This is a genomic window from Allokutzneria sp. NRRL B-24872, from assembly GCF_002155965.1.
GTDB lineage: Bacteria > Actinomycetota > Actinomycetes > Mycobacteriales > Pseudonocardiaceae > Allokutzneria.
In genome coordinates this window covers 42,111-63,537 of sequence record NZ_MUMH01000016.1, presented here as the reverse complement: position 1 = coordinate 63,537, position 21,427 = coordinate 42,111, and the positions used below count along the sequence as shown (strand labels likewise).

The 21,427-nt window shown below is 70.0% G+C and carries 23 protein-coding genes; 9 read left to right on the top strand and 14 right to left on the bottom strand.

The features are described 5' to 3' along the window. Positions 1-7: 7 nt before the first annotated feature. The 5 genes from CCN37_RS04665 to CCN37_RS04645 are packed head-to-tail and all read right to left on the bottom strand — an operon-like array spanning position 8 to position 3,480. Positions 8-520 (bottom strand): hypothetical protein, encoded by a 513-nt coding sequence (locus CCN37_RS04665; protein ID WP_086819389.1) that lies wholly within the window; start codon positions 518-520, stop codon positions 8-10. Then, complete coding sequence (locus CCN37_RS04660; protein WP_086819388.1) at positions 517-1,596, bottom strand: molybdopterin-dependent oxidoreductase; 1,080 nt, start codon at positions 1,594-1,596, stop codon at positions 517-519. Before CCN37_RS04660 ends, CCN37_RS04665 begins: the two co-directional genes overlap by 4 nt. Beyond that, complete coding sequence (locus tag CCN37_RS04655) at positions 1,593-2,195, bottom strand: bifunctional 2-polyprenyl-6-hydroxyphenol methylase/3-demethylubiquinol 3-O-methyltransferase UbiG (protein ID WP_086819387.1); 603 nt, start codon at positions 2,193-2,195, stop codon at positions 1,593-1,595. Before CCN37_RS04655 ends, CCN37_RS04660 begins: the two co-directional genes overlap by 4 nt. Then, positions 2,192-2,839, bottom strand: coding sequence for a DUF2064 domain-containing protein (locus tag CCN37_RS04650; protein ID WP_086819386.1), 648 nt, complete (start codon positions 2,837-2,839; stop codon positions 2,192-2,194). Before CCN37_RS04650 ends, CCN37_RS04655 begins: the two co-directional genes overlap by 4 nt. Then, positions 2,836-3,480: a glycosyltransferase family 2 protein gene (locus tag CCN37_RS04645; protein ID WP_086819405.1), complete on the bottom strand. Its 645-nt coding sequence runs from the start codon at positions 3,478-3,480 to the stop codon at positions 2,836-2,838. The genes CCN37_RS04650 and CCN37_RS04645 overlap by 4 nt, the downstream gene beginning before the upstream one ends. Positions 3,481-3,631: 151 nt before the next feature. On the opposite strand from CCN37_RS04645, the gene CCN37_RS04640 reads away from it, so the two are divergent. Then, a complete protein-coding gene (locus tag CCN37_RS04640) occupies positions 3,632-4,906 on the top strand; it encodes a hypothetical protein (protein ID WP_086819385.1) in 1,275 nt (424 codons plus the stop codon). Between the two features lie 3 nt (positions 4,907-4,909). Further along, positions 4,910-5,953, top strand: coding sequence for a sensor histidine kinase KdpD (locus CCN37_RS04635; RefSeq protein ID WP_246842810.1), 1,044 nt, complete (start codon positions 4,910-4,912; stop codon positions 5,951-5,953). A 130-nt stretch (positions 5,954-6,083) separates the two neighbouring features. Here the strand turns inward: CCN37_RS04635 and CCN37_RS04630 are convergent, their stop codons facing one another. The 4 genes from CCN37_RS04630 to CCN37_RS04615 all read right to left on the bottom strand — a co-directional run bounded on the left by CCN37_RS04630 (position 6,084) and on the right by CCN37_RS04615 (position 8,655). Continuing rightward, positions 6,084-7,127: an NAD-dependent epimerase/dehydratase family protein gene (locus tag CCN37_RS04630; RefSeq protein WP_086819384.1), complete on the bottom strand. Its 1,044-nt coding sequence runs from the start codon at positions 7,125-7,127 to the stop codon at positions 6,084-6,086. An 87-nt stretch (positions 7,128-7,214) separates the two neighbouring features. After that, a complete protein-coding gene (locus CCN37_RS04625; protein WP_086819383.1) occupies positions 7,215-7,454 on the bottom strand; it encodes a glutaredoxin domain-containing protein in 240 nt (79 codons plus the stop codon). After that, a complete protein-coding gene (locus tag CCN37_RS04620) occupies positions 7,451-8,095 on the bottom strand; it encodes an anti-sigma factor (protein WP_086819382.1) in 645 nt (214 codons plus the stop codon). The genes CCN37_RS04625 and CCN37_RS04620 overlap by 4 nt, the downstream gene beginning before the upstream one ends. Next, positions 8,092-8,655 (bottom strand): sigma-70 family RNA polymerase sigma factor, encoded by a 564-nt coding sequence (locus tag CCN37_RS04615; protein WP_371503595.1) that lies wholly within the window; start codon positions 8,653-8,655, stop codon positions 8,092-8,094. The genes CCN37_RS04620 and CCN37_RS04615 overlap by 4 nt, the downstream gene beginning before the upstream one ends. Before the next feature lie 121 nt (positions 8,656-8,776). On the opposite strand from CCN37_RS04615, the gene CCN37_RS04610 reads away from it, so the two are divergent. Beyond that, entirely contained in the window at positions 8,777-9,823 is a 1,047-nt protein-coding gene (locus CCN37_RS04610) for an LCP family protein (RefSeq protein ID WP_086819380.1), read from the top strand. 51 nt (positions 9,824-9,874) lie between these two features. Here CCN37_RS04610 and CCN37_RS04605 read toward each other — a convergent pair whose 3' ends face one another. The 3 genes from CCN37_RS04605 to CCN37_RS04595 form a co-directional block, all read right to left on the bottom strand. Continuing rightward, the gene (locus tag CCN37_RS04605) at positions 9,875-10,144 is read right to left on the bottom strand and encodes a GlsB/YeaQ/YmgE family stress response membrane protein (protein ID WP_086819379.1); all 270 of its coding nucleotides are present in this window, start codon (positions 10,142-10,144) and stop codon (positions 9,875-9,877) included. 85 nt (positions 10,145-10,229) lie between these two features. Continuing rightward, entirely contained in the window at positions 10,230-10,826 is a 597-nt protein-coding gene (locus tag CCN37_RS04600; protein WP_168200516.1) for a TetR/AcrR family transcriptional regulator, read from the bottom strand. A 44-nt stretch (positions 10,827-10,870) separates the two neighbouring features. Continuing rightward, positions 10,871-11,233 carry a VOC family protein gene (locus tag CCN37_RS04595; protein ID WP_086819377.1) on the bottom strand — a complete coding sequence of 121 codons (363 nt, stop codon included), beginning with the start codon at positions 11,231-11,233 and terminating at the stop codon, positions 10,871-10,873. A gap of 68 nt (positions 11,234-11,301) precedes the next feature. Between CCN37_RS04595 and CCN37_RS04590 the strand changes: the two genes are divergently transcribed. Next, on the top strand, positions 11,302-12,861 hold the full coding sequence (locus tag CCN37_RS04590; protein WP_086819376.1) for a sodium:proton antiporter: 1,560 nt from the start codon (positions 11,302-11,304) through the stop codon (positions 12,859-12,861). A gap of 209 nt (positions 12,862-13,070) precedes the next feature. On the opposite strand, the gene CCN37_RS04580 is transcribed toward CCN37_RS04590, so the two are convergent. Next, entirely contained in the window at positions 13,071-14,210 is a 1,140-nt protein-coding gene (locus CCN37_RS04580) for an NAD(P)/FAD-dependent oxidoreductase (RefSeq protein ID WP_210407868.1), read from the bottom strand. Further along, positions 14,207-14,521: a bifunctional 3-phenylpropionate/cinnamic acid dioxygenase ferredoxin subunit gene (locus CCN37_RS04575; protein ID WP_086819374.1), complete on the bottom strand. Its 315-nt coding sequence runs from the start codon at positions 14,519-14,521 to the stop codon at positions 14,207-14,209. The genes CCN37_RS04580 and CCN37_RS04575 overlap by 4 nt, the downstream gene beginning before the upstream one ends. Before the next feature lie 124 nt (positions 14,522-14,645). Here CCN37_RS04575 and CCN37_RS04570 point away from each other — a divergent pair, with 124 nt between their 5' ends. The 5 genes from CCN37_RS04570 (at position 14,646) to CCN37_RS04550 (ending at position 21,390) form a co-directional block, all read left to right on the top strand. Beyond that, positions 14,646-15,428 carry an IclR family transcriptional regulator gene (locus tag CCN37_RS04570; protein ID WP_210407867.1) on the top strand — a complete coding sequence of 261 codons (783 nt, stop codon included), beginning with the start codon at positions 14,646-14,648 and terminating at the stop codon, positions 15,426-15,428. A gap of 195 nt (positions 15,429-15,623) precedes the next feature. After that, positions 15,624-16,709 carry an S-(hydroxymethyl)mycothiol dehydrogenase gene (locus tag CCN37_RS04565; RefSeq protein WP_086819373.1) on the top strand — a complete coding sequence of 362 codons (1,086 nt, stop codon included), beginning with the start codon at positions 15,624-15,626 and terminating at the stop codon, positions 16,707-16,709. Further along, positions 16,709-19,120: an FAD-dependent oxidoreductase gene (locus tag CCN37_RS04560; protein WP_086819372.1), complete on the top strand. Its 2,412-nt coding sequence runs from the start codon at positions 16,709-16,711 to the stop codon at positions 19,118-19,120. The genes CCN37_RS04565 and CCN37_RS04560 overlap by 1 nt, the downstream gene beginning before the upstream one ends. A gap of 15 nt (positions 19,121-19,135) precedes the next feature. Further along, complete coding sequence (solA, locus tag CCN37_RS04555) at positions 19,136-20,266, top strand: N-methyl-L-tryptophan oxidase (protein ID WP_086819371.1); 1,131 nt, start codon at positions 19,136-19,138, stop codon at positions 20,264-20,266. After that, positions 20,263-21,390, top strand: coding sequence for an aromatic ring-hydroxylating dioxygenase subunit alpha (locus CCN37_RS04550; RefSeq protein ID WP_086819370.1), 1,128 nt, complete (start codon positions 20,263-20,265; stop codon positions 21,388-21,390). Before solA ends, CCN37_RS04550 begins: the two co-directional genes overlap by 4 nt. The last annotated feature ends 37 nt before the right edge of the window (positions 21,391-21,427 follow it).

Sequence of the window (21,427 nt, the reverse complement as noted above, 5' to 3'; positions counted from 1 at the left end):
GAATGCGTCAGGTCAGGCCCTGCTGGTGCTGACCGTCCTGTTTGGCATGAGCGTCGGCGTGCTCGGCGTGCTCGACTCGGCCGCCACCGGAGTCGTCGCGATCATCGGCGCTGTCGTGCTCGGCGGGCTCTGGACGGTTCGCGGCATCCTTTCGCGCTAGCCCGAGCACGGCGACCACGAGCCACACCACGCCGAGCGCGGCGAGCAACCCCAGGCCGTAGGCGCGGTCGTGCAGACCGGGATTGCTCGGGGCGTTCGGTGCCCACAGCAGCGGCACCGCGATCAGCCCGAGCACGCCGCTCGTCGCCAGCCCGGCGGCGATCAGGTCCGCCCAGCGCGGCGGGCAGGCGTGGTAGACCAGCAGGCCGATACCGCCGACGAGCGGCGCCACCAGCACGTCGTGCACGAGCGGCCCGCTGGCCAGCCAGATCACGAACGACCAGCTGACGAGGGGGAGCGCGAGCCAGGCTCCCCACAGTCCACATGCGACACCCACGGCGCCGACGAGCCAGCGCGTCATGACATCACCTTCAACTGCGAGACCCACTTCGTTTGCAGCACACCGGGTCGGCTCGGCGCGATCAGCCGGCACGGGTAGCCGTGGTCGATGTCCAGTTCCTCGCCGTTGAGCCGCAACGCCAACAGGGTCAGCTCGTCCGCCGCGTGGTTGGGCGGCAGCACGCTCGACCGGTACTTGCCCGCGCGCTCCAGTGACTCAACGACCACAGTGGACATTGGGTCGACTTCCGCTGATCGCAGCAGGTCAGCGACGCGCACGCCGGACCAGCGGGCGGAGGCGCTCCAGCCCTCGACGCAGGCGATCGGCAGCTCGGCCTCGACCTGCGGCATGGCTTGCAGCTGCGCAAGGGTGAAGGTCCGGACGCGCGGCCCGACCACTTCGAGCGTCCACTGTGGATCGACGCGGGCGACTCCGGCGGCGCGCGCGGTGCGGTTGACCGGGATGCCCTGCGGTCCCTTGCCGGAGCGCCACGCGAGCACCGAGACGTCGCGCAGCCACGGCACGGTGGCGCCCGCCGTCGCGAGCACAGCCGCGCCGGTCACCGCGCCTGTGGTGAACAGGAAGTTCCGGCGGGACATGCCTGGCGCGGGCTCATCGCGCACAGGGGTCTTCAGCGCTCGCTTGATCACCGGCAGCTTCACCGCGATGTGCGCCAGCAAGGCGCCGACCGCGACCCACGCGACCGCGTAGTGGGCCGTCGGGAAGAAGAACGACCACGGGTAGTTCTGCGCGACGTTGAACAGTCCGGTGATCAGCTCGAAGAACGCGGCGCAGACCAGCACCAGGATCGACCCGCGCTCCAGGATGTGCGCGCGCCCGAAGAGCTTGGGGTAGACGCTCCACAACTTGGCCAGCAGCAACGGGATCGCGGCAACGCCGGAGATCACGTGCACGCCCTGGGTGATCCGGTAGAGGCTGACCGGGCGCGTCGGCCAGGTGAACCACCCCGGCGGGTTCTGGATGCCGTGGCTGAGCAGGCCGGTCACGAAGCACAGTCCGAACGTGATGCCGAGCCACAGGCCGATCCGCGCCGCCACGCGCTCGTCGTGCACCCGTGACCGGAAGCGCGGCTTCACGGCCTCCCCAGTTCCGCGAACCAACGCCCGGAGTGTTCAGTGATCCTTTGCGTGAGCAGTCCGGCTACGGCCGCGACCGTGCCGATCGACTCCGCGCCCACCCATGCCCAGTCGAACCACGGCCCTTCGGCCATCCTCGCGCGTTCGCGCCGCACGCCTCCGCCGGGCGGGTCCACCTCGACGACCGCGCGTCCGTTCTTCGAGAGCAGTTCGCCGACGCGGCTCAGCAGCGCGACGGGATCGCCGCCGATGCCGACGTTGCCGTCCGCGAGCAGCGCGTGCCGCCAGCGGCCTTCGCCGGGCAACGGGTTGAACACGTTGCGGTGCAGAGCCAATCCACCTCGTCGGGTGGTCAGGCGCACGGCGACCGAGGAGATGTCCACGCCCAGCGCGGGAACTCCGCGCGCCGCGAGGGCCACGGTCAGCCGGCCGGGGCCGCAACCGATGTCGATGCTCGGGCCGCGACACCCGGCGAGCATCACCTCGTCGGCCGCGTCCGCCTCGGCCGTCCAGCGGTCCGGGTGCAGCTCTCTGCGCTCCCCGGTCGCGGTGTGCAGCCAGCTCGGTGCGCCGAGGAGTGCTTCGTCGAAGACCGTCATCTCAGCGCCTCCACCGCTCTGGCGAAGCGGCTTCGCGGTGTCGCATCGGCAACTGCGAGCGCATCGGCCATTGTGTCCACATCGGACAGGACCGGGAGTGATGCGATGTCGAGACCCTTGTCCCACAGCGCCTTCATGGTGAGAACTCCGGTGTCGTACTGCGACATGGGAACAGCACGCAGTACTTCCGCGTGGTTCGGGTCGCGCAGGCCGAGCGCCCACCAGCCGCCGTCGTGCGCGCGGCCGATCGTGGCATCGTTCGAGGGAAAGCACTTGGCCAGCAACGACGGTGTGACCTGAGGTGTGTCCATGCCGATCTGCACGACGGGCTTGCCAGGAGCGCGCCGTGCGACCTCTGCGTGCGCGTTGGCGAGTCTGTCCGAAAAGGACTCTCCCTGCTGCTCGAAGACATCGCAGTCCTTGAAGATCGCTGCGATTTCCTCGCCGCGACAAGCTCGTTGGAGGTCGCCGGTGAATGCGATGTACGGCGTGGTGTTGGGTGTTCGCAGGACAGCGTCCAGTGTGTCCAGGAGCGCGGCGGCTGCGATATCGGCTGCCTGGTCCGGCGTCGCGGGCGGGCACAGACGTGTCTTTGCCAAGCCCGGCACGGGTGCCTTGGCCACGACGAGCAGCGCGCGGCTCATCGGAGCACCCCCGCCATGTCGCGCACCGCGCGGAGAGTTCCCTTGACGGAGCCGGAAACCTTTGAGCGCGTGCCCGCCGTGCGCGGTCGATACGCGACGTCGAACTCCGCTATGCGCCAGTTCGCCGCGCCCGCGCGCAACAGCAGCTCCAGTGGGTAGCCGAAGCGCCGATCGCGAATGTTCAACGCCAGCAAGGCATCGCGGTGGGCCGCCCGGATCGGTCCGATGTCCTTGACCGGCAAGCCCTTGCGGCGCAGGAGTGCGGCCAGGACCGCGTTGCCCACTCGGGCGTGCCACGGCCAAGCGCCGCGCTCAGCGGGAACCCGCCGCCCCACGGCGAGGTCGGCATCGCCGCTGGCAACGGCTTCGACGAGCTTGGGCAGCTCGCCCGCGTCGAGCGATCCGTCCGCGTCCAGCACGCACACGATCGACGACCTGGCCGCGAGCACGCCCGCATGCACGGCGGCTCCGTAGCCGGGGCGCGGTTCGTGCACGACCCTCGCGCCGTGCGCCCGAGCGATCTGGGGGGAGCCGTCGCTCGAACCGTTGTCCACCACAATCGCGCGGTAGCCGGAGGGCAGCGCCGCGAGCACAGCCGGCAGCGCCGCCGCTTCGTCCAAGCACGGGAACACCACGTCGATCTCATCCACGGATCGGAAGCTACGACGGTTGCCGCGACCCTGGAACCCTTGCGGTGCTTAACAAATCATGACGTCGCAAAGGTTCTTACGGAAGTCTGACGAAACGCTCTCAGCGGCTGTTCCCGGGGTGCGACGGCTCTAGTCTGCGGGCATGATGACGCGTCGCGCCGACCTCGTCGCCGGGGGAGTCGCGGTAGTCCTGCTCGCCGTCGCGGTCGTGGTCGGCTACCAGCTGAACTCCGTCGGCGCCCCGATCTTCGCCCGCGCCGCACCGGTTTTCGGCGAGTGGGCTCCGCACGTCGGTCCTGGAACGCCCTTCGCGGTGCTGATCGCGATCGCCGTGTGCGCGTGGGGGCCTGGGCTGGCTTCACGCCTGCCGTGGCGACGCGCGCTGGTGTCCGGCTACTTCGCCGCGCTGGCCTGGACCTTCGCGCTGGCCATGATCGACGGGTGGCAGTCCGGCTTCGCCGACAAGCTCGCCAGCCGCGACGAGTACCTGCACGAGGTGCCCGGCATCACCGACATCCCGGCGATGCTACGGGGCTTCGCGGCCAGAATCCTTGACCACCAACCAGATTCGTGGACCACACATGTCTCGGGGCATCCGCCGGGCGCCACATTGGTCTTCGTGTGGTTGGACCGCATCGGCCTCGGCGGCGGAGCTTGGGCGGGCATCGCCTGCGTCGCGGTCGGTGCCGCCGTGGTGGTCGCGGTCCCCGTGACGCTGCGCGCGCTCGGCGCCCCGGAGGCCGCCCGTGCCGTGCTGCCGTTCCTGGTGCTCTTCCCGGGCGCGGTGTGGGTGGGCGCGTCGGCGGACGGGCTCTTCGCCGGGGTGACCGCGACCGGGATCGCGTTGGTGGCACTCGGTCACCGGTGGTCGTGGTTGGCGGGGGGCGCGGTCCTCGGCTTCGGCGTCCACCTCTCCTACGGGTTGGTGTTGCTGGGGCCGCTGGCTTTGGTGGTCGCGCTGATGAGCGGGCGGTGGCGGGCTCTGGGGTGGGCGGTGCTCGGCGCGCTCGGCGTCGTCGCCGTGTTCACCCTGGCGGGTTTCTGGTGGTTGGACGGCTACCACCTGGTGATCGACCGGTACTACCAGGGCATTGGGCTCTACCGTCCGTACTCGTACTGGGTGTGGGCCAATCTCGCCTGCCTGGTGCTGGCCGCCGGGCCCGCCGTCGCGCCCGGTCTGCGAAGGTTGGGGAGCGACAGACTGCTGCTCCTGGTGGTCGGGGCCGCCGTGCTCGCCGTGCTGGCCGCCACCCTTTCGGGGCTCAGCAAGGCCGAGGTGGAGCGCATCTGGCTACCGTTCGCGGTCTGGCTGCTGCCCGCCGTGGCCCTGCTCCCCGAGCGGGACCGCCGAGGGTGGCTCGCCGCCCAAGCGGTGACCGCGCTCGCCGTGAACCATCTCCTGCTCACGAACTGGTGACCTGTGGACGAGATCCTGGCCCACCTCGCGCACATCGCGCCGTACGCGGTGGGGTTGTCGCTGCCGGTGTTCCTGCTCGGCGCGTGGCTGCTGCACGCGCTGCGGCACCGCTCGCTGACCACCTCGATGACCGTGCTCATCCTGATCCCGCTGGTCGCGACCTTCGCCGGCGCGGTCGGCATCAGCGGCTTCATGTTCACCCCGACGCTGACGATCACGCTGCTCGTGTGCCTGCTCGTCGCCGCGGTCACCGTGCCCACCGCCGTCCTGCTCGGCCGGGGCATCGCCAAGCGCACCGTGTGGGAGCGCGAGGCCCGTGCCCGCGAGCGCGCCGCCGAGGCGTCCCGGCGCGAGCTCGTCGCGTGGATCAGCCACGACCTGCGCACTCCGCTCGCCGGAATCCGCGCCATGGCCGAAGCTCTCTCCGACGGCGTCGTCGCCGCACCCGTCGAGGTCCGCGACTACGGCGGCCGCATCGGCGGGGAAGCGATGCGGCTCAACGCGATGGTGGAGGACCTCTTCGAGCTGTCGAAGATCACCGCCGGGGCGCTGAAGCTCACGATGAGGCCCGTCGCGCTCCGAGAGGTGGTCGAGGAGGCGGTCAGCGCGTCCCACCCCGCCGCCTCGCGCAAGGGCGTGCGCCTGGTCGCTGAGCCCGGCTCGTCGCCCGTCGTGCAGGGCAGCACTCCGGAGCTCTCGCGCGTGTTGCGCAACCTGCTCGCCAACGCCATCCGGCACACGCCGCCCTCCGGCTCCGTGGTCGTGCGCGCCGGGCAGGACGAGCGCGAGGCGTGGCTGTCGGTCGACGACTGCTGCGGCGGAATCCCCGACGCCGAGCTGTCCCGCGTCTTCGAGGTCGCATTCCGCGGCACCCCCGCTCGCACGCCCGACCACGGCCACCAACCGGCTGGGGCGGGCCTCGGCCTGGCCATCGCGCGCGGCTTGGTGGAGGCCCACCGCGGCCGCATCGACGCCCGCAACCACGGCCCCGGCTGCCGCTTCGAACTCCGCATCCCCCTCCGCGCACCCTCCCGCACAGTTGTCTAAGGAACCCGTTTCGTACCGGTAACGGGAAAGAGAGCGCTCCCATTTCCCGCCTCCGGTACGAAACGGGTCGGTCGGACTCGGTGGACGTTGAGGGGCCGTGCGCGTGGAGGGGCCGTGCGGGTGTGGAGGGTCAGGGGCGGAGGGGCGCGCTGGCGAAGGCGCGGACGCCGGTGGTGAACGGGGTGCGGGCGCGGTAGCCGAGCACGCGGGCGGCCTTGGCGGGGTCGGCCACGACGTGCCGGACGTCGCCGGGGCGCGCGCCGCCGATGACGTCGGGCATGGGGCCGCCGTGGGCGCGCGCCAACTCGGTGGCAAGCTCGCCGACGGTGTGGGGCTCGCCGGAGCACACGTTCACGGCCTCAAGGGCACCAGCGGGCGGAGCGGCTTCCAGAGCGAGCACGTTGGCCAAGGCCACGTCCGACACGTGCACGAAGTCACGGCGCTGCAAGCCGTCTTCCATCAGCCGAGGAGCCTCGCCGCGCTCAAGGGACGAGCGGAACATCGACGCCACGCCCGCGTACGGGGTGTTCCGAGGCATGCGCGGGCCGTAAACGTTGTGGTAGCGCAAAGCCCACACCCCGCCGCCGGTCTGCCGAGCCCACGCGGACGCAAGGTGCTCCTGGGCCAACTTCGTTGCCGCATAAGTACTTCGCGGGTCGAGCGGAGCGTCCTCGGCGATCAGCTCGGAGCGCAGCGCGCCACCGCACTCCGGGCACGGCGGCTCGAACAACCCGGCCGAGATGTCGGAGAACCGGCGCGGAGCGGGGCGGACCACGCCGTGCGAAGGACAGCTGTAGCGACCCTCGCCGTACACCACCATGGACGACGCGAGCACGAGCCGCTTCACGCCAGCGCGGTGCATCTCGGCGAGCAGCACGGCGGTACCGAAGTCGTTGTGCAGCGCGTAATCCGGAGCGTCGGTGGGATCGACGCCGTGGCCGACCATGGCGGCCTGGTGACAGACAGCGTCCACAGTGGACAGAAGTCGGGCGAGGAGGTCGGTGTCGCGGATGTCGCCGCGTTCCAACTGATCGAGGGAAACCCACGGGGGAACGGAGTTGTGGGCAACTGGCAGGAACACGTCCAACAGGACGGGCTCATGTCCTTGCGCCACAAGGGCGTCGGCGATGTGGGAGCCGATGAAGCCGGCTCCGCCGGTCACGAGTACGCGCACACCGCCGACGCTAGGACCTCACGGAGGGCTTGTCGCCCCGTCGGGACCCGCCGTCACAGAACCGTCAGATTCAGGAGTCCACCAGCTCTACGAGTTCGCCGCGGCGAGCACCTGCGCGACGGACGGGTTGACCAACGACTTGTCGCCGACGAACACGGTGGGAACGACCTCGTTGCCGTTGGCGACCGAGCGCACGCGCGCCGCCGCCTCGGGGTCCTCCCAAATGTTGACCTCCTGCACGGTCAGGTCGGTCTTGGCCAGCCCGGACCGCAACGACGAGCAGAAGCCGCAGCCGGGCCGCCAGTAGAACTCCACGATCGCACTCATGGCTCCAGTATGACGAGGTCCCTGCCGTCGGAGGTGCGCACCACGTACCGAGCGATGTCGGCGCGCTGCAACGCGACCATCCCGTTGGCCACCAGCGGCTTTGGCTGGCTGGGCACGCCGTAGCCGTAGGGCGGCACGGTCCAGTCCATCATCGTGCGCGTCTCACCGGACTTGGTCACCGCGTACAACCCGCACGACAGCGGGCCGGTCACCCCGCCCAGCTCCAGGTGCACGCCTGTGCCCCACGGCACACCGTCGACGGTGAGGTTGGCCCAGACATCGCCCTTGCGCGCGCTCAGCGCGGAGGTGGTCGTGTACTCCGACCACTGATCGGCGCTGAGCACGCTCCACGTGACCAGCGGCCCGGCCACGATCAGCACGACGGCGGCCGCGGCGGCGACCAACCAGGAGCGCTTGCGCTTGCGCCGCTCCCGGCCGACCCGGTCCAGCAACCCGGTCAGCACGTTGTCCTTCGGGACGCTTACCTGGTCGAGCAGGTCAGGCAGCGGTGCGAAGGACTTCAGCTCGCCCTGGCACTCGGCGCAGTCCATCAGGTGCGCCTCGAACGCCTCGGACTCCGTCTCGGAGAGCGCGCCCAGGACGTAAGCGCCCAGGTCGGTGTGTTCCACCAGCGGCCTCATTGGGTGACTCCTCGGTCGTCGAGGGCTCGACGGAGCGCTCGCAGGGCGTAGAAGACCCGCGACTTCACCGTCCCTGCCGGGATTCCGAGGAGTTCGGCTGCCTCGTTGACGCTACGGCCCTGCAGGTGGGTGTGCACCAGCACGTCCCGGTGTTCCTGGCTGAGCGCGGACATGGCCTCCTCGACGACCATCGCGGCCAGCGACGCCTCGGTCCGATCGGGCACCTGGACCCGGTCCAGCGGCGCGGGGTCGACCTCCTGCGGACGCGCGCCCCGGCTGCGCCGCGCGTCGATCACGATCCGCCGCGCGACCGTGAACAACCACGCCCGCAACAGGTCCGGATCTCGCTCCAGCCGCTCCGCGTGCTTCCACGCGCGCACCAGCGTCTCCTGCACGACGTCCTCTGCCCAGTGCCGGTCGCCGCCGGTCAGCCGCAGGGCATGACCCAGCAACTGCCCGCCGAAGCGCTGGTAGAGGGTGGTGACCAGCTCGGTGTCGGCGGCGGGCGGCACGGTGTGACGGCCGGACCGTGCCCGGCCTGCTCGGGTGAACCGGCTCAGCGCCATTCGGACATTCTTGACCGTTGTGCCCCGGAAGGTCTAACCCGGCCGTGCCGTTTTCCTGAACCGGCTGCACCCGGACGGATCTGCGTATCGTTGGCCGCGTGCGAATGGACGGAACATGAACGCCCCGTACGGTCGCCCCGCGCACAACCAGGGCGGCTACTACGACGATCGGAGGCAGGCCCCCGTGCAGCGCCCCCGTCGTCGCAAGGTGCGGATCGGCCGAATCGTGCTGGTCGTGCTGCTGGTGCTCGTGGTGGGACTCGTGAGCACGTGGATCTACGTCGACACCACGCTCAACCGGACGACAGCGCTGCCCGAGTACTCCGGGCGGCCCGCTGAGACACCCGGGACGACGTGGCTGGTCGTCGGCTCCGACAGCCGGGACGGGCTGTCCGAGGAGGACCGCGAGGAGCTGGCCACGGGCGGCGCCGCGGGCAAGCGCACCGACACGATGATGTTGGTGCACCTGCCGTCCAGCAGCGCCAAGCCGACGCTGATCAGCCTGCCGCGCGACTCCTACGTCTCGATCCCCGGCAAGCGCAAGCAGAAGCTCAACGCCGCCTTCGCCATGGGCGGCCCGCAGCTGCTCGTGCGCACCATCGAGGGCGAGACCGGGTTGCGCATCGACCGCTACGCCGAGATCGGCTTCGGCGGGTTCGTCGGCATCGTCGACTCCCTCGGCGGCGTGGACATGTGCATCGACAAGGCGATGAACGACCCCAAGGCCGGGCTCGACCTCCAGCCGGGCTGCCAGGAGCTGACCGGAGCGCAGGCGCTGGGCTACGTCCGCACCAGGGCCTCCGCCCGCGCCGACCTCGACCGCGTCGAGCGGCAGCGCGCGTTCATGTCCGCGGTCATGGACAAGGCGACCGGCCTGGGCACGGTGCTCAACCCGTTCCGGGTGTTCCCGCTGCTCACCGACGTGCCCAAGGCGATGATCGTCAACGACGACGACCACCTGCACAACCTCGCCGGGCTGGCGTGGGGGCTGCGCGGGGCGGGCACCGGCTCCGTGGTGACCACGACCGTGCCGATCGCCCGCACCGGCAACGTCGCCGGGGTCGGCTCCACCGTCCAGTGGGACAAGACCAAGGCGGGCCAGCTCTTCGACGCGCTCAAGCGCGACGTCGACGTGCCGTCCTCGGTGATCGTCGCCGGCTGACACGCGAAAAGGGGCCCCGGGATGATCCCGGGGCCCCTTCTGCTGTCCGGGTCAGGCGGGCTGGCGGCTCTTGGAGCCCGCCACCGTGATGACGCCGACGGCGGCGATGCAGACCTGGACCGCGAGCTCGGCCAGGAACGGCAGCGTGAAGAAGAACCAGCCGAAGACGGTCGCGAGCGCGGTGCCGAGCAGAGCGGCGACGACACCGACCACGACGGTGGTCAGCGCCGAGACCTTCTGCTCGCCAGGAACGATCAACCGGCCGAGCGCGCCGACGATGGCGCCGACCAGGATGGCACTGAAGAACCCGGTGATGGCCACGTGTTGTGTCCTCTCCTCTCCGCCGAAGTCGGCGGCTTGGTGATGACACAACTCTGCCCACGCGGGCGCTCGCGCGAATCGGGTCTCAGCCCTGAACTTGCCGCCCGGAGTCCCCTAGGGGCGCGATGCCCCCGCGCAGCGTCAGCATCACCGCGCGCACGGCCTCGGCCCGCGCCAGCGTGCCCTCCAGCGCGGCCACCCACGCGGCGTTGACCAGGGCGTCCGTCACCTGGAGCAGCCACTCCACCGGCAGGTCGTCGCGCAGAACGCCCTCGTCCTGCCCGCGCCGCAGCAGCTCGACGAACGGGGCGAGCGCGGCGTTGTCGTCGCTGGTGAGCTTGGTGTCGCTGTCCAGCTCGTGCTCGTGCAGCAGGAAGTAGTAGCGCTCGCCCATCGCCACGAAGTCGTGCACGACCCGCTCGATCGCGCTCCACGTCGAGCCCTGCGCCAGGTCGGCGCGCGCCAGCACCTCGCCGGTCTCGCGCACCACCTCGTAGGCCAGCCCCCGCACCAGCGCGGCGCGGTCGGGGAAGTAGCGGTGCAGCGTCGTGCGCCCCACCCCGGCCTCTCGCGAGACCACCGACAGCGACGCCGCGCGGTCCTTGGCGAAGACCTGGGCCGCCGCTTCGAGGATCGCGCGCCGGGTGCGGGCACGGACCCCGGTCTCCTTCTCCTCTGGCACGGCGAGCACCTTACCGACCGCGCCGAACCGTCCTCAGTGGATGATCAGCCCGGCAGGTAGGTGCCGAAGGACCAGAGGTTGCCCTCCTGGTCGCGCGCGGTGTACTCGCGGGAGCCGTGATCGGTGTCGGCGAGGTCGCGCTCGACCCGGGCTCCGGCGGCGACGGCCTTGGCGAAGTGCGCGTCCGGATCGGCGACGGTGAGGTAGAGCCACGCCGCGCCGGTGCTCCGCTCCGACGTGCCGATCATGATGATGTTGTCCTGCCAGCCCAGTTCCGCGTGCCGCACCACGCCGTCGGAGTCGGCGTAGACGGCGCGCTCGGTCAGGCCGAACGCGCTGACCAGCCAGGGAATGGCGGCTGCGGCGTCGCGGTAGCGCAGGCTGGGGAAGACTGACTGCGTCGTCATGCCTGCTGTCTACCCGCCACCACTGACACTCGCGAGCGGAACGGCCTTCCGGCGATTACGGTCCGCCTGTGGCGGAACTCATGGTGATCATCGGGTTGATGCTGGCGACCGTTCTGCTCGTCGGCGTCGGCGAGCGCGTCCGGCTGCCGTACCCGGTGCTGGTGACCCTGTTGGGCATCGCGGTCGCGCTCGTGCCGGGGCTCCCGGTGCTCGTGGTCCCGCCCGAGCTGATCCTGCCGTTGTTCCTGCCGCCGCTGCTCTACGCGACCGCGCAGCGCACGTCGTGGTCGATGTTCAAGGTGCGGTGGCGCAGCATCCTGTTGCTGGCGTTGGTGTTGGTGCTGATCACGATTGCCGCGGTCGCGTTCACCGCGTGGTTGCTGGTCCCCGGCATCACGCTCGCGGCGGCGGTGGCGCTCGGTGCTTTGGCGGCTCCGCCCGATCCCGTTGCGGCAGAGGCGGTCGCGGGCCCGTTGCGCATGCCGCGCCGCCTCGTCGCCGTGCTCCAGAGCGAGGGCTTGTTCAACGACGCCGTCGCGCTCGTGGTCTACCAGCTCGCGGTCGCCGCAGCGGTCACCGGCTCGTACTCGCCGTGGACCGGGTTGCTGCGCTTCGCCTACGCGGCGCCCGCCGCCGTCGCGCTCGGGCTCGCGCTGGGGTGGTTGGCGCGGTGGACGTTGGCGCGCATCGCCGAGCCGACCGCGCGCAGCGGCTTGACCCTGGTGATCCCGTTCGCCGCCTACCTGATCGCCGAGGAGCTGCACGCTTCCGGAGTGCTCGCCGTCGTCACCGTCGCGCTCTACATCGGGCACACCGTCGAGGAGTCCGACGTGCACGGGCGCCTCAGCGGCGGCGCGTTCTGGGAGGTCGTCGAACTCCTCGTGACCGGCGTGGCGTTCGGGCTGATCGGCTTGGAGCTGCGCGAGGTCCTCGCCGCGAACGAGGGGCGGCTGTGGGAGATCGCCGGTCGCGCCGCGCTGGTCTGCGTCGTCGTGATCGTCGTGCGCACGCTGTGGTTGGGCGCGGGCGCGTGGCTCATCGGCCGCTCCGGCGACCCCGAGCGCGCTCCGCGCAACTGGCGCGAAGGGCTCGTGCTGTCGTGGTGCGGGATGCGCGGGCTCGCGACCCTGGCCCTGGCGCTCGCGATCCCGCCGGAGTTCCCCGCGCGCTCCGAGCTGCTGCTGATCGCCTTCGCCGTCATCGTCGTGACGATGGTGCTGCCCGGCCTGACCCTGCCCGCGCTGGTGAAACTGCTTGGCGTGCAAGCGGAATCCGACGCCGAGCAGGCCGCTGACGAGGCTTTGGCGAAGCGCGCGCACAAGGCCGGGCTGCGGCGGCTCAAGGACCTGGACGCCGTTCGGGACCTCCCCGAGGACATGATCGAGAAGATCCAGGCCAAGCAGAAGGGCCTGCTCGCGGCGTTGTACGCGGATCGCGAGCCGGAGAACCACGAGGAGGAGCAGGCTCAGCGCATCCGCACCGTGCAACTGTTCCGCGAGATCCACACCGAAGTCCTCGCCGCGGCCCGCCGCGAGATCCTCGCCGCCCGCACCGAACCCGGAGCCGACCCCCAGGCCGTCGACCGCGTCCTCCGCCGCCTCGACCTCCGCAGCGCCCAACTCCACTGACCCGCCAATGCCGCGTTTGGTCCGGTGAACGTGCTGAACGAGTCATTCAGCACGCCCAACCACCTCAATGACTCGTTCAGCACGTTCAACCACATGAACGAGTCATTGAGGTGGTTGGCGGTGGGGGCAGCGAACGGCTTGGTTGACGCGTTGAGGGCGCTGAACGGGTCGTTTGGTGCGTTCAACGCACTGAAGGGGTCGTTCAGGGCTTAAGCGGCGCGGGGGAGGGTGCGGCGTAGGCGGGTGAAGGTCTTGGTGTGGTTGAAGGCGAAGACGCCGACGTCGAGGTTTTCGCGGCGCCAGAGGGCCACGAAGGAGCTGTCCTCGACGCTGCCCTCGACGACCTCGACCTTGTCGGTGGGGAGGACGCGCCCGGCGAACTGGATGCGGACGCCGTACTGGTCGGACCAGAAGTAGGGGACTTCGGCGCACGATTCGACGAGCGAGCCGGCGAGCAGGTTGCGGACGGCGACGCGGGGTTGGCGGGTGGCGTTGGTCCAGTGCTCGACGCGGTGCCCGGCGACCGAAGCGACATCGCCGACAGCGACAACGTTGGGCAGTCCGGCGCGGCATCCGGGATCGCAGAGGACGCCGTTGCCCAGGGCCACCCCGGAGTCTTGCAGCCACGAGGTCGTCGGGATGACGCCGACACCGACGACGACCACGTCGGCCTCGACGGCGCTGCCGTCGCTGAGCAGCACCTCGCGGACGCGGTGGTCCCCGCTGAGCCCGACGACGCCGGTGCCGCACAGCAGGCGCACGCCGTGGTCGGTGTGCAGCGCAGCGCACGCGGAGGCAATCTCATCGCCCAAGCCGGGCAAGGGTTTCGGAGCGGCTTCGAGGACCGTGACGTCCAGGCCGCGCGCGGCGCACGTGGAAGCGACCTCGGCACCGATGAAGCCCGCGCCGACCACGACCACCCGCTCAGCGCGGTCGAGATCAGCGCGGAGGGCGAGCGCGTCCTCGATCGTCCGGAGGGTGTGCACACCGTTGAGGTTTCCTTGCCCAGCAAGCATTCTCGGCCGAGCCCCGGTGGCGATGACCACGCCGTCGGTGCGCACGGTTCCGTTGTCGAGCACCACCTCACCCGCCGCGAGGTCGAGCCCGCTCGCGTGCACGCCGAGCAGCCACTCCGCTTCGAGCGAGCACCGCTCGGCGGCGTCGGTCAGCGCGAGATCGGCCTCCTCGGCGCGGCCGAGCAGGAAGTCCTTGGACAGCGGCGGCCGGTCGTAGGGCTGGTGCGGCTCCTCGCCGACGATCACCAGACGCCCGTCGAAGCCCTGGGCGCGCAGCTCGCGAGCGGCGGAGAGACCGGCGAGCGAAGCGCCCACCACGGTGATCGTTTTCAAGCCACGTCCTGTGCGGCCTCGTGCAGCCAGATGACACCGTCGACAACACTCACTTGGTGGGTTCGCACGGGCCGCTTCGCAGGTAGACAGGTGGGCAGCCCGGTGCGCAGGTCGAAGGAGGCGGCGTGCAGCGGGCACTCCACGAAGCAGCCCTCCAGCCAGCCCTCGGACAGCGACGCGTCCTGGTGCGAGCACGTGTCGTCGATCGCGTAGATCGCCCCGTCCGCGTTGAACACCGCGACGGGCACGGGGCCCTCGACGCGGATCGACTCGCCGGGCGGGAGCTGGGAGAGGTCGCAGACGCGCAACATCGGCACTCCTTGTTGCGAATGATGAGATCTGATGTGCTGTGCGCAACAGGGTGCGGCCGAAGCCGCTGAGGCGTCAAGAGCCCCGTCTGGAGCAGTGCGGTCACGCACGGCTACGGTGGACGGCATGGTCAACGGAGCCGGAACGGGCCGCAGCGGCGCGAACTCTGTGCAGTCCGTCGACCGAGCGGTCAGCGTCCTGGAGATCCTGGCCAAGCACGGCGAGGCCGGGGTGACCGAGGTGGCCGCCGAACTGGGCGTGCACAAGTCGACCGCGTTCCGGCTGCTCGGCGTGCTTGAACACCGGGGACTGGTCGAACAGGCCGTTGACCGTGGCAAGTACCGGCTCGGCGTAGGCATCGTCCGGCTGGCCGGGGCGACCGCGGCGCGGCTGGACCTCTCCCAGGAGACGCGCCCGGTGTGCGAGCAGCTCGCCGCCGAGCTCGGCGAGACCGTGAACGTCGCCATCGCCGACCACGACGCCGCCGTCAACGTCGCGCAGGTCCGCGGTTCCGCCGCCGTGACCAGCCACAACTGGGTCGGCAGGCGGACGCCGCTGCACGCGACCTCCAGCGGCAAGATCCTGCTGGCCTTTCTCGCGCCGGAGCAGTTGCGCGTCGCGCTCTCCCGCCCGCTCGCCAGGTTCACCGACAACACCGTGACCTCGACGAAGTCGCTGCGCGAACAGCTCGTGCGGGTCCGCGACACCGGCTGCGCCTTCTCCGTCGAGGAGCTGGAGATCGGCCTGAACGCGGCCGCCGCCCCGGTTCGCTCCTACGACGGAACGGTCGTCGGCGCGATCAGCGTGTCCGGCCCCGCCTACCGGCTGACCGCGCAACGCCTCGCCGAGATCACCGAGCAGGTCGTGCGGGCGGGCGTCGAGGCGTCACGCCGAATGGGTTTCAACTGACGCTGCTCCAAGCGCATTAAGGCGAACACGCGGGGCTTGACACTGCCCTGAGCGCGCCCTCATGGTGTCTCCAATTCCACAACACCGTGCGCCATGCGCAACAACCATCACCTCTCTTCAATCGCGCACGCGTGCGCGATGCCCACTTCGCTCGTGCTTCAAACCTCGGACATCCGCACGGATCGGAGACAGCCAGTGCCGCAGGAGGTTCGCGCCGTCGTGGCGCGTGAGCGCAACGCCCCGGTCGAGGTCGAGACGATCGTCGTCCCGGACCCCGGTCCCGGTGAGGCGGTGGTGAAGGTGCTGGCCTGCGGGGTCTGCCACACCGACCTGCACTACCGGCAGGGCGGGATCAACGACGAGTTCCCGTTCCTGCTCGGGCACGAGGCTGCCGGGCTGGTCGAGTCGGTCGGCCCGGACGTCACCGACCTGAAGCCGGGCGACTACGTGGTGATCGCCTGGCGCGCGCCGTGCGGGGGGTGTCGCTCCTGTCGGCGCGGGCGGCCCTGGTACTGCTTCGACAGCCGCAACGCCGCGCAGCCGATGACGCTGCTCGACGGCACGCCGCTGAGCCCCGCGCTGGGAATCGGCGCCTTCGCCGAGAAAACGCTCGTCCACAGTGGACAGTGCGTGAAGGTGGACCCGGCGGCCAGGCCCGAAGCCGCCGGGCTGATCGGCTGCGGGGTGATGGCCGGGTTCGGCGCGGCGGTCAACACCGGCGCGGTCGGCATGGGCGACGCGGTCGCGGTGATCGGCTGTGGCGGGGTCGGCAACGCCGCGATCGCCGGAGCCGCCGTCGCCGGGGCGCGGCTGATCGCTGCCGTGGACATCGACGACGCGAAGCTCGACGCCGCAACGCGTTTCGGCGCGACGCACACGATCAACTCGCGCGATGCCGACCCGGTCGCGGCGGTGCGCGAGCTGACCGGCGGCAACGGCGCGGACGTGGTGATCGAGGCAGTCGGCATCGCCGAGACCTACCGGCAGGCCTTCTACATGCGCGATCACGCGGGCACGGTCGTCCAGGTCGGCGTGCCGACACCGGAGCTGAAGATCGAGCTGCCGCTGATCGACCTGTTCTCCCGTGGCGGCGCGCTGAAGTCCAGCTGGTACGGGGACTGCTTGCCCAGCAGGGACTTCCCGCTGCTGGTGGACCTCTACCTCAGCGGGAAGCTCGACCTCGACGGCTTCGTCACCGAGACGATCGGGCTGGACGAGGTGGAGGACGCGTTCGAGCGCATGCACTCCGGCAAGGTCCTGCGCTCGGTGGTGGTGTTCTGATGCCCGCCAAGGTGTCCGCCAAGGTGATCGTCATCGGCGCCGGGATCGTCGGCTGCTCGCTGGCCGACGAGCTGACCGAGCGCGGCTGGACCGATGTGACCGTGCTCGACCAGGGGCCGCTGTTCGCCACGGGCGGCTCCAGTTCGCACGCGCCCGGCCTGGTGTTCCAGACCAACCCGTCCAAGACCATGACGACCTTCGCCTCCTACACCGTGCAGAAGTTCTGCGCGTTGGACGGCGCCTTCAACCAGGTCGGCGGGCTTGAGGTCGCCACGACACCGAAGCGCTTGGCGGAGCTGGAAAGACGGCACGGGTTCGCCAGCGCGTGGGGCGTGCGGGGCGACCTGCTGAGCCCGCAGGAGTGCGTCGAGCTGTGGCCCTTGCTGGACAAGGACATGGTGCTCGGCGGCTTCCACACGCCCGACGACGGCTTGGCGAAGGCCGTGCGCGCTGGTGAGGCTCAGGCACAGCGGGCGATGGCGCGCGGCGCGGTGTTCCACGGCAACCAGCCGGTCGTCGAGATCTTGCAGGAGAACGGCCGCGTGGTCGGGGTTCGCACCGAGCACGACACGTTCGCGGCGGACGTCGTCGTGTCGGCGGCGGGCTTCTGGGGTCAGCGCGTCGGCGCAATGGTCGGCATGACCGTGCCGCTGATTCCCCTTGCGCACCAGTACGTCCGCACGAGCCGACTGTCCGAGCTGGACGATTCGCGCGAAGCCGGTCGGCCGATCCTGCGGCACCAGGACCGCGACCTGTACTTCCGCGAGCACCACGACCGGCTCGGCGTCGGCTCCTACGCGCACCGCCCGATGCCGGTCGATCTCGACGACCTGCGCGACGACGGTCCGATGCCGTCGATGCTGGAGTTCACCGAAGCCGACTTCGCCGAGCCCTGGCAGGACTGCCGGAACCTGCTGCCAGCGCTGGGCGACGCGAAGGTGGAGGAGGGCTTCAACGGGATCTTCTCGTTCACTCCGGACGGCTTCCCGCTGCTCGGGGAATCCCGCGAGGTCAAGGGTTTCTGGCTGGCCGAGGCCGTGTGGGTGACGCACTCCGCCGGGGTGGCGCGGGCGGTCGCGGAGTGGATCGTCGACGGTCAGTCCACTGTGGAGCTTCACGAGTGCGACGTGCACCGCTTCGAGGACGTGCAGCTCGCGCCGGACTACATCGCCGAGCGCGGCTGCCAGAACTTCGTCGAGGTCTACGACATCCTGCACCCGTTGCAGCCCATGGAATCACCGCGCCCGCTGCGGGTGAGCCCGTTCTACCAGCGGCAGCGCGAGCTCGGCGCGGTGTTCCTCGAAGCGACTGGCTGGGAGCGCCCGCACTGGTTCGAGTCGAACGCGCACCTCGCCGAAGGGCTTGACCTCCCGGAGCGCGACGAGTGGTCGGCGCGCTTCTGGTCGCCGATCGCCGCCGCCGAGGCGAGGCACACCAGGGAGAAGGTCGCGCTGTACGACATGACTCCCTTGAAGCGCCTCGAAGTCGCGGGGCCGGGCGCGCTGGACTTCCTCCAGCGGATGACCACCAACAACCTCGCGAAGAAGCCGGGCGCGGTCACCTACACCCTGCTGCTCGACCACACCGGCGGAGTGCGCAGCGACCTCACCGTCGCTCGGCTGGCCAAGGACCGTTTCCAGGTCGGCGCCAACGGAAACCTGGACCTGGACTGGCTGACCCGCCACCTCCCGGACGACGGCTCGGTGCAGATCCGCGACATCACCGCCGGGACGTGCTGCATCGGCCTGTGGGGTCCGCTCGCGCGCGATCTTGTCCAGCCGTTGACGCAGGAAGATTTCTCCCACAAGGGCTTCGGCTACTTCAAGGCGAAGCGCGCCTATCTCAAGAACATCCCCGTCACCGCGATGCGACTGTCCTATGTGGGCGAACTCGGATGGGAGCTGTACACCACCGCAGACCTCGGCCAGCGCCTGTGGGACGTGCTGTGGGAAGCCGGTCAGGAGCACGGCGTGATCGCCGCTGGACGCAGTGCCTTCAACAGCCTGCGCCTCGAAAAAGGTTACCGCGCTTGGGGAACCGACATGACGCCGGAGCACGATCCGTACGCGGCCGGTCTCGGTTTCGCGGTGCGGATGGACTCCGGCGACTTCCTCGGCAGGGACGCGCTGCGCGATGCCCCGGAGCAACGGCTCGCGTGCTTGACCCTGGACGCGCGCGAACACGTTGCGCTGGGCAAAGAACCCGTGTACAGCAACGGCGAAGTCGTCGGCTACGTGACGAGCGCAGCGTACGGCTACACGATCGACAAGCCGATTGCGTACGCGTGGTTGCCGTCAGCGCTCGCCGAGCCGGGCGCGCGCGTGGAGATCGGCTACTTCGGCCACCGCTATCCCGCGACCGTGGCGGCCGAGCCCCTGTTCGACCCGGAGATGACCCGTATCCGCCGCTGACCCGTCGGAGGAACGATGTATGACGTCATTGTCGTTGGCCTGGGCGGAATGGGCAGCGCCGCCGCGCACCACCTGGCGGACAGGGGAGCGCGCGTGCTCGGCCTGGAGCGGTTCGGCCCCGCGCACAACAAGGGCTCCAGTCATGGTGGCTCGCGGATCGTTCGGCAGTCCTACTTCGAAGACCCCGCCTACGTTCCGTTGCTGCTGCGCGCATACGAGCTGTGGCAGAAGCTCGAACGCGACACCGGCCGCGAGATCCTGTCGCTCACCGGTGGCGTGATGGTCGGCCCACCGACGAGCAGAACCGTTGCGGGAAGCCGACTCTCAGCGGAGAAGTGGGACCTTCCGCACGAAATGCTGGACGCGATGGAGGTGCGCAGGAGGTTCCCGACGCTGAACCCGCTGCCGGACGAGGTCGCGCTGTTCGAGGAGCGCGCGGGCTTCGTCCGTCCGGAAGAGACGGTCACGGCGCACCTCCAGCTGGCCGCCGCGAAGGCGGACATCCGTTTCGAAGAGCCGATGCTGCGCTTCGAGTCCACTTCGGACGGTGTGCGGGTGATCACCGCGAAGGGGACCTACGAAGCCGGGGAACTCGTGATCTGCCCGGGTGCTTGGGCGCCGGAGTTGCTGGCGGATCTCAACGTCCCGTTCGCCATCGAGCGCCAGATCCAGTACTGGTTCGAGCCGACCGGCGGTGTCGAGCGCTTCGACCTGAGCCGTCATCCCATCTACATCTGGGAGGACGCCGCCGGAGTGCAGGTCTACGGATTCCCCGCGCACGACGGGCCTTCCGGTGGTGCGAAGGTGGCGTTCTTCCGCAAGGGCGTGCTGTGCACACCGGAGACGATCGACCGCAACGTGCACCAACACGAGATCGACGCGATGGCCGGGCAGATGGCGAGGTGCATCCCCGAGCTGCCGGGCCGATTCCTCCGCGCCGCCACGTGCATGTACACGACCACGCCCGACGAGCACTTCGTGATCGCCCGCCACCCCGAGCACGAGCGCGTCACCGTCGCGTGCGGGTTCTCCGGGCACGGCTTCAAGTTCGTCCCCGTCGTCGGCGAGATCCTGGCCGACCTGGCCCTCACCGGCCGCACTGAGCACCCGATCGCGCTGTTCGACCCTTGCAGGAGCTTCGCATGACCACTGTTGGACTGCCGCCGTCTCTGATCCCGACCCTGCCAGGCAGCGATTACACAGATCCGGAGAACTTCCGCCGCGAGCAGGAGCGGATCTTCGAGCGCATGTGGTTCTGCGCGATCAGGTCCGACGAACTGGCCAAGCCGGGCGCCTTCCGCACTGTCCAAATCGGACGGGAGAGCGTGATGATCACGCGCAACCGCACGGGTGGTCTGCGCGCGTTCCTCAACATCTGCCGCCATCGCGGCGCGAAGCTGTGCGTCGAGGAGGCCGGCGAGGTGCGGCGCAACTTCCAGTGCCCGTACCACGCGTGGACCTACGACCTGGACGGCAAGCTGATCGCGGCGCCGAACCTGACGAAGATGCCCGACATCGACCGCACGACCTACGGCCTGGTCGGCGTGCACGTGCGCGAGTGGCTGGGCTACGTGTGGGTGTGCCTCGCCGAGGAGCCGCCGTCGTTCGAGGACACCGTGCTGCGCGAGGTCGTCGACCGGCTCGGCGACGCGGAATCACTCGACCGCTACTCGGTGGACGAGCTGACGCTGGGGCGGCGGATCACCTATGACGTCAAGGCGAACTGGAAGCTGATCGTCGAGAACTTCATGGAGTGCTACCACTGCGCGACGATCCACCCCGAGCTGACCGAGGTGCTGCCGGAGTTCGCCGACGGCTACGCCGCGCAGTACTACGTCGGCCACGGCGCGGAGTTCGCCGAGGAGGCCAAGGGGTTCACCGTCGACGGCAGCGAGGGTTTCGAGCGGCTGCCCGGGATCGCCGACGACCAGGACCGCCGCTACTACGCGATCACCATCAAGCCGCAGGTGTTCGTCAACATGGTTCCTGACCACGTGATTGTGCACAGGATGTTCCCGCTCGCCGCGGACCGGACGGTGGTGGAGTGCGACTGGCTGTACTCGCCGGAGGTCGTGCGCGAGGGCCGCGATGTCTCGCGCTCGGTCGAGTTGTTCCACCGGGTGAACCAGCAGGACTTCGACGCCTGTGAGCGGTGCCAGCCCGCGATGGACTCGCGCGCCTACCGCTCCGGCGGCGTTCTGGTGCCCAGCGAGCACCACATCGGCGAGTTCCACAAGTGGGTGGTCGAGCAGACGGCTGACAACCGATAGTCGCCCCCGTTCGGCCGGGGGCGGGTGTCGGAGGGGT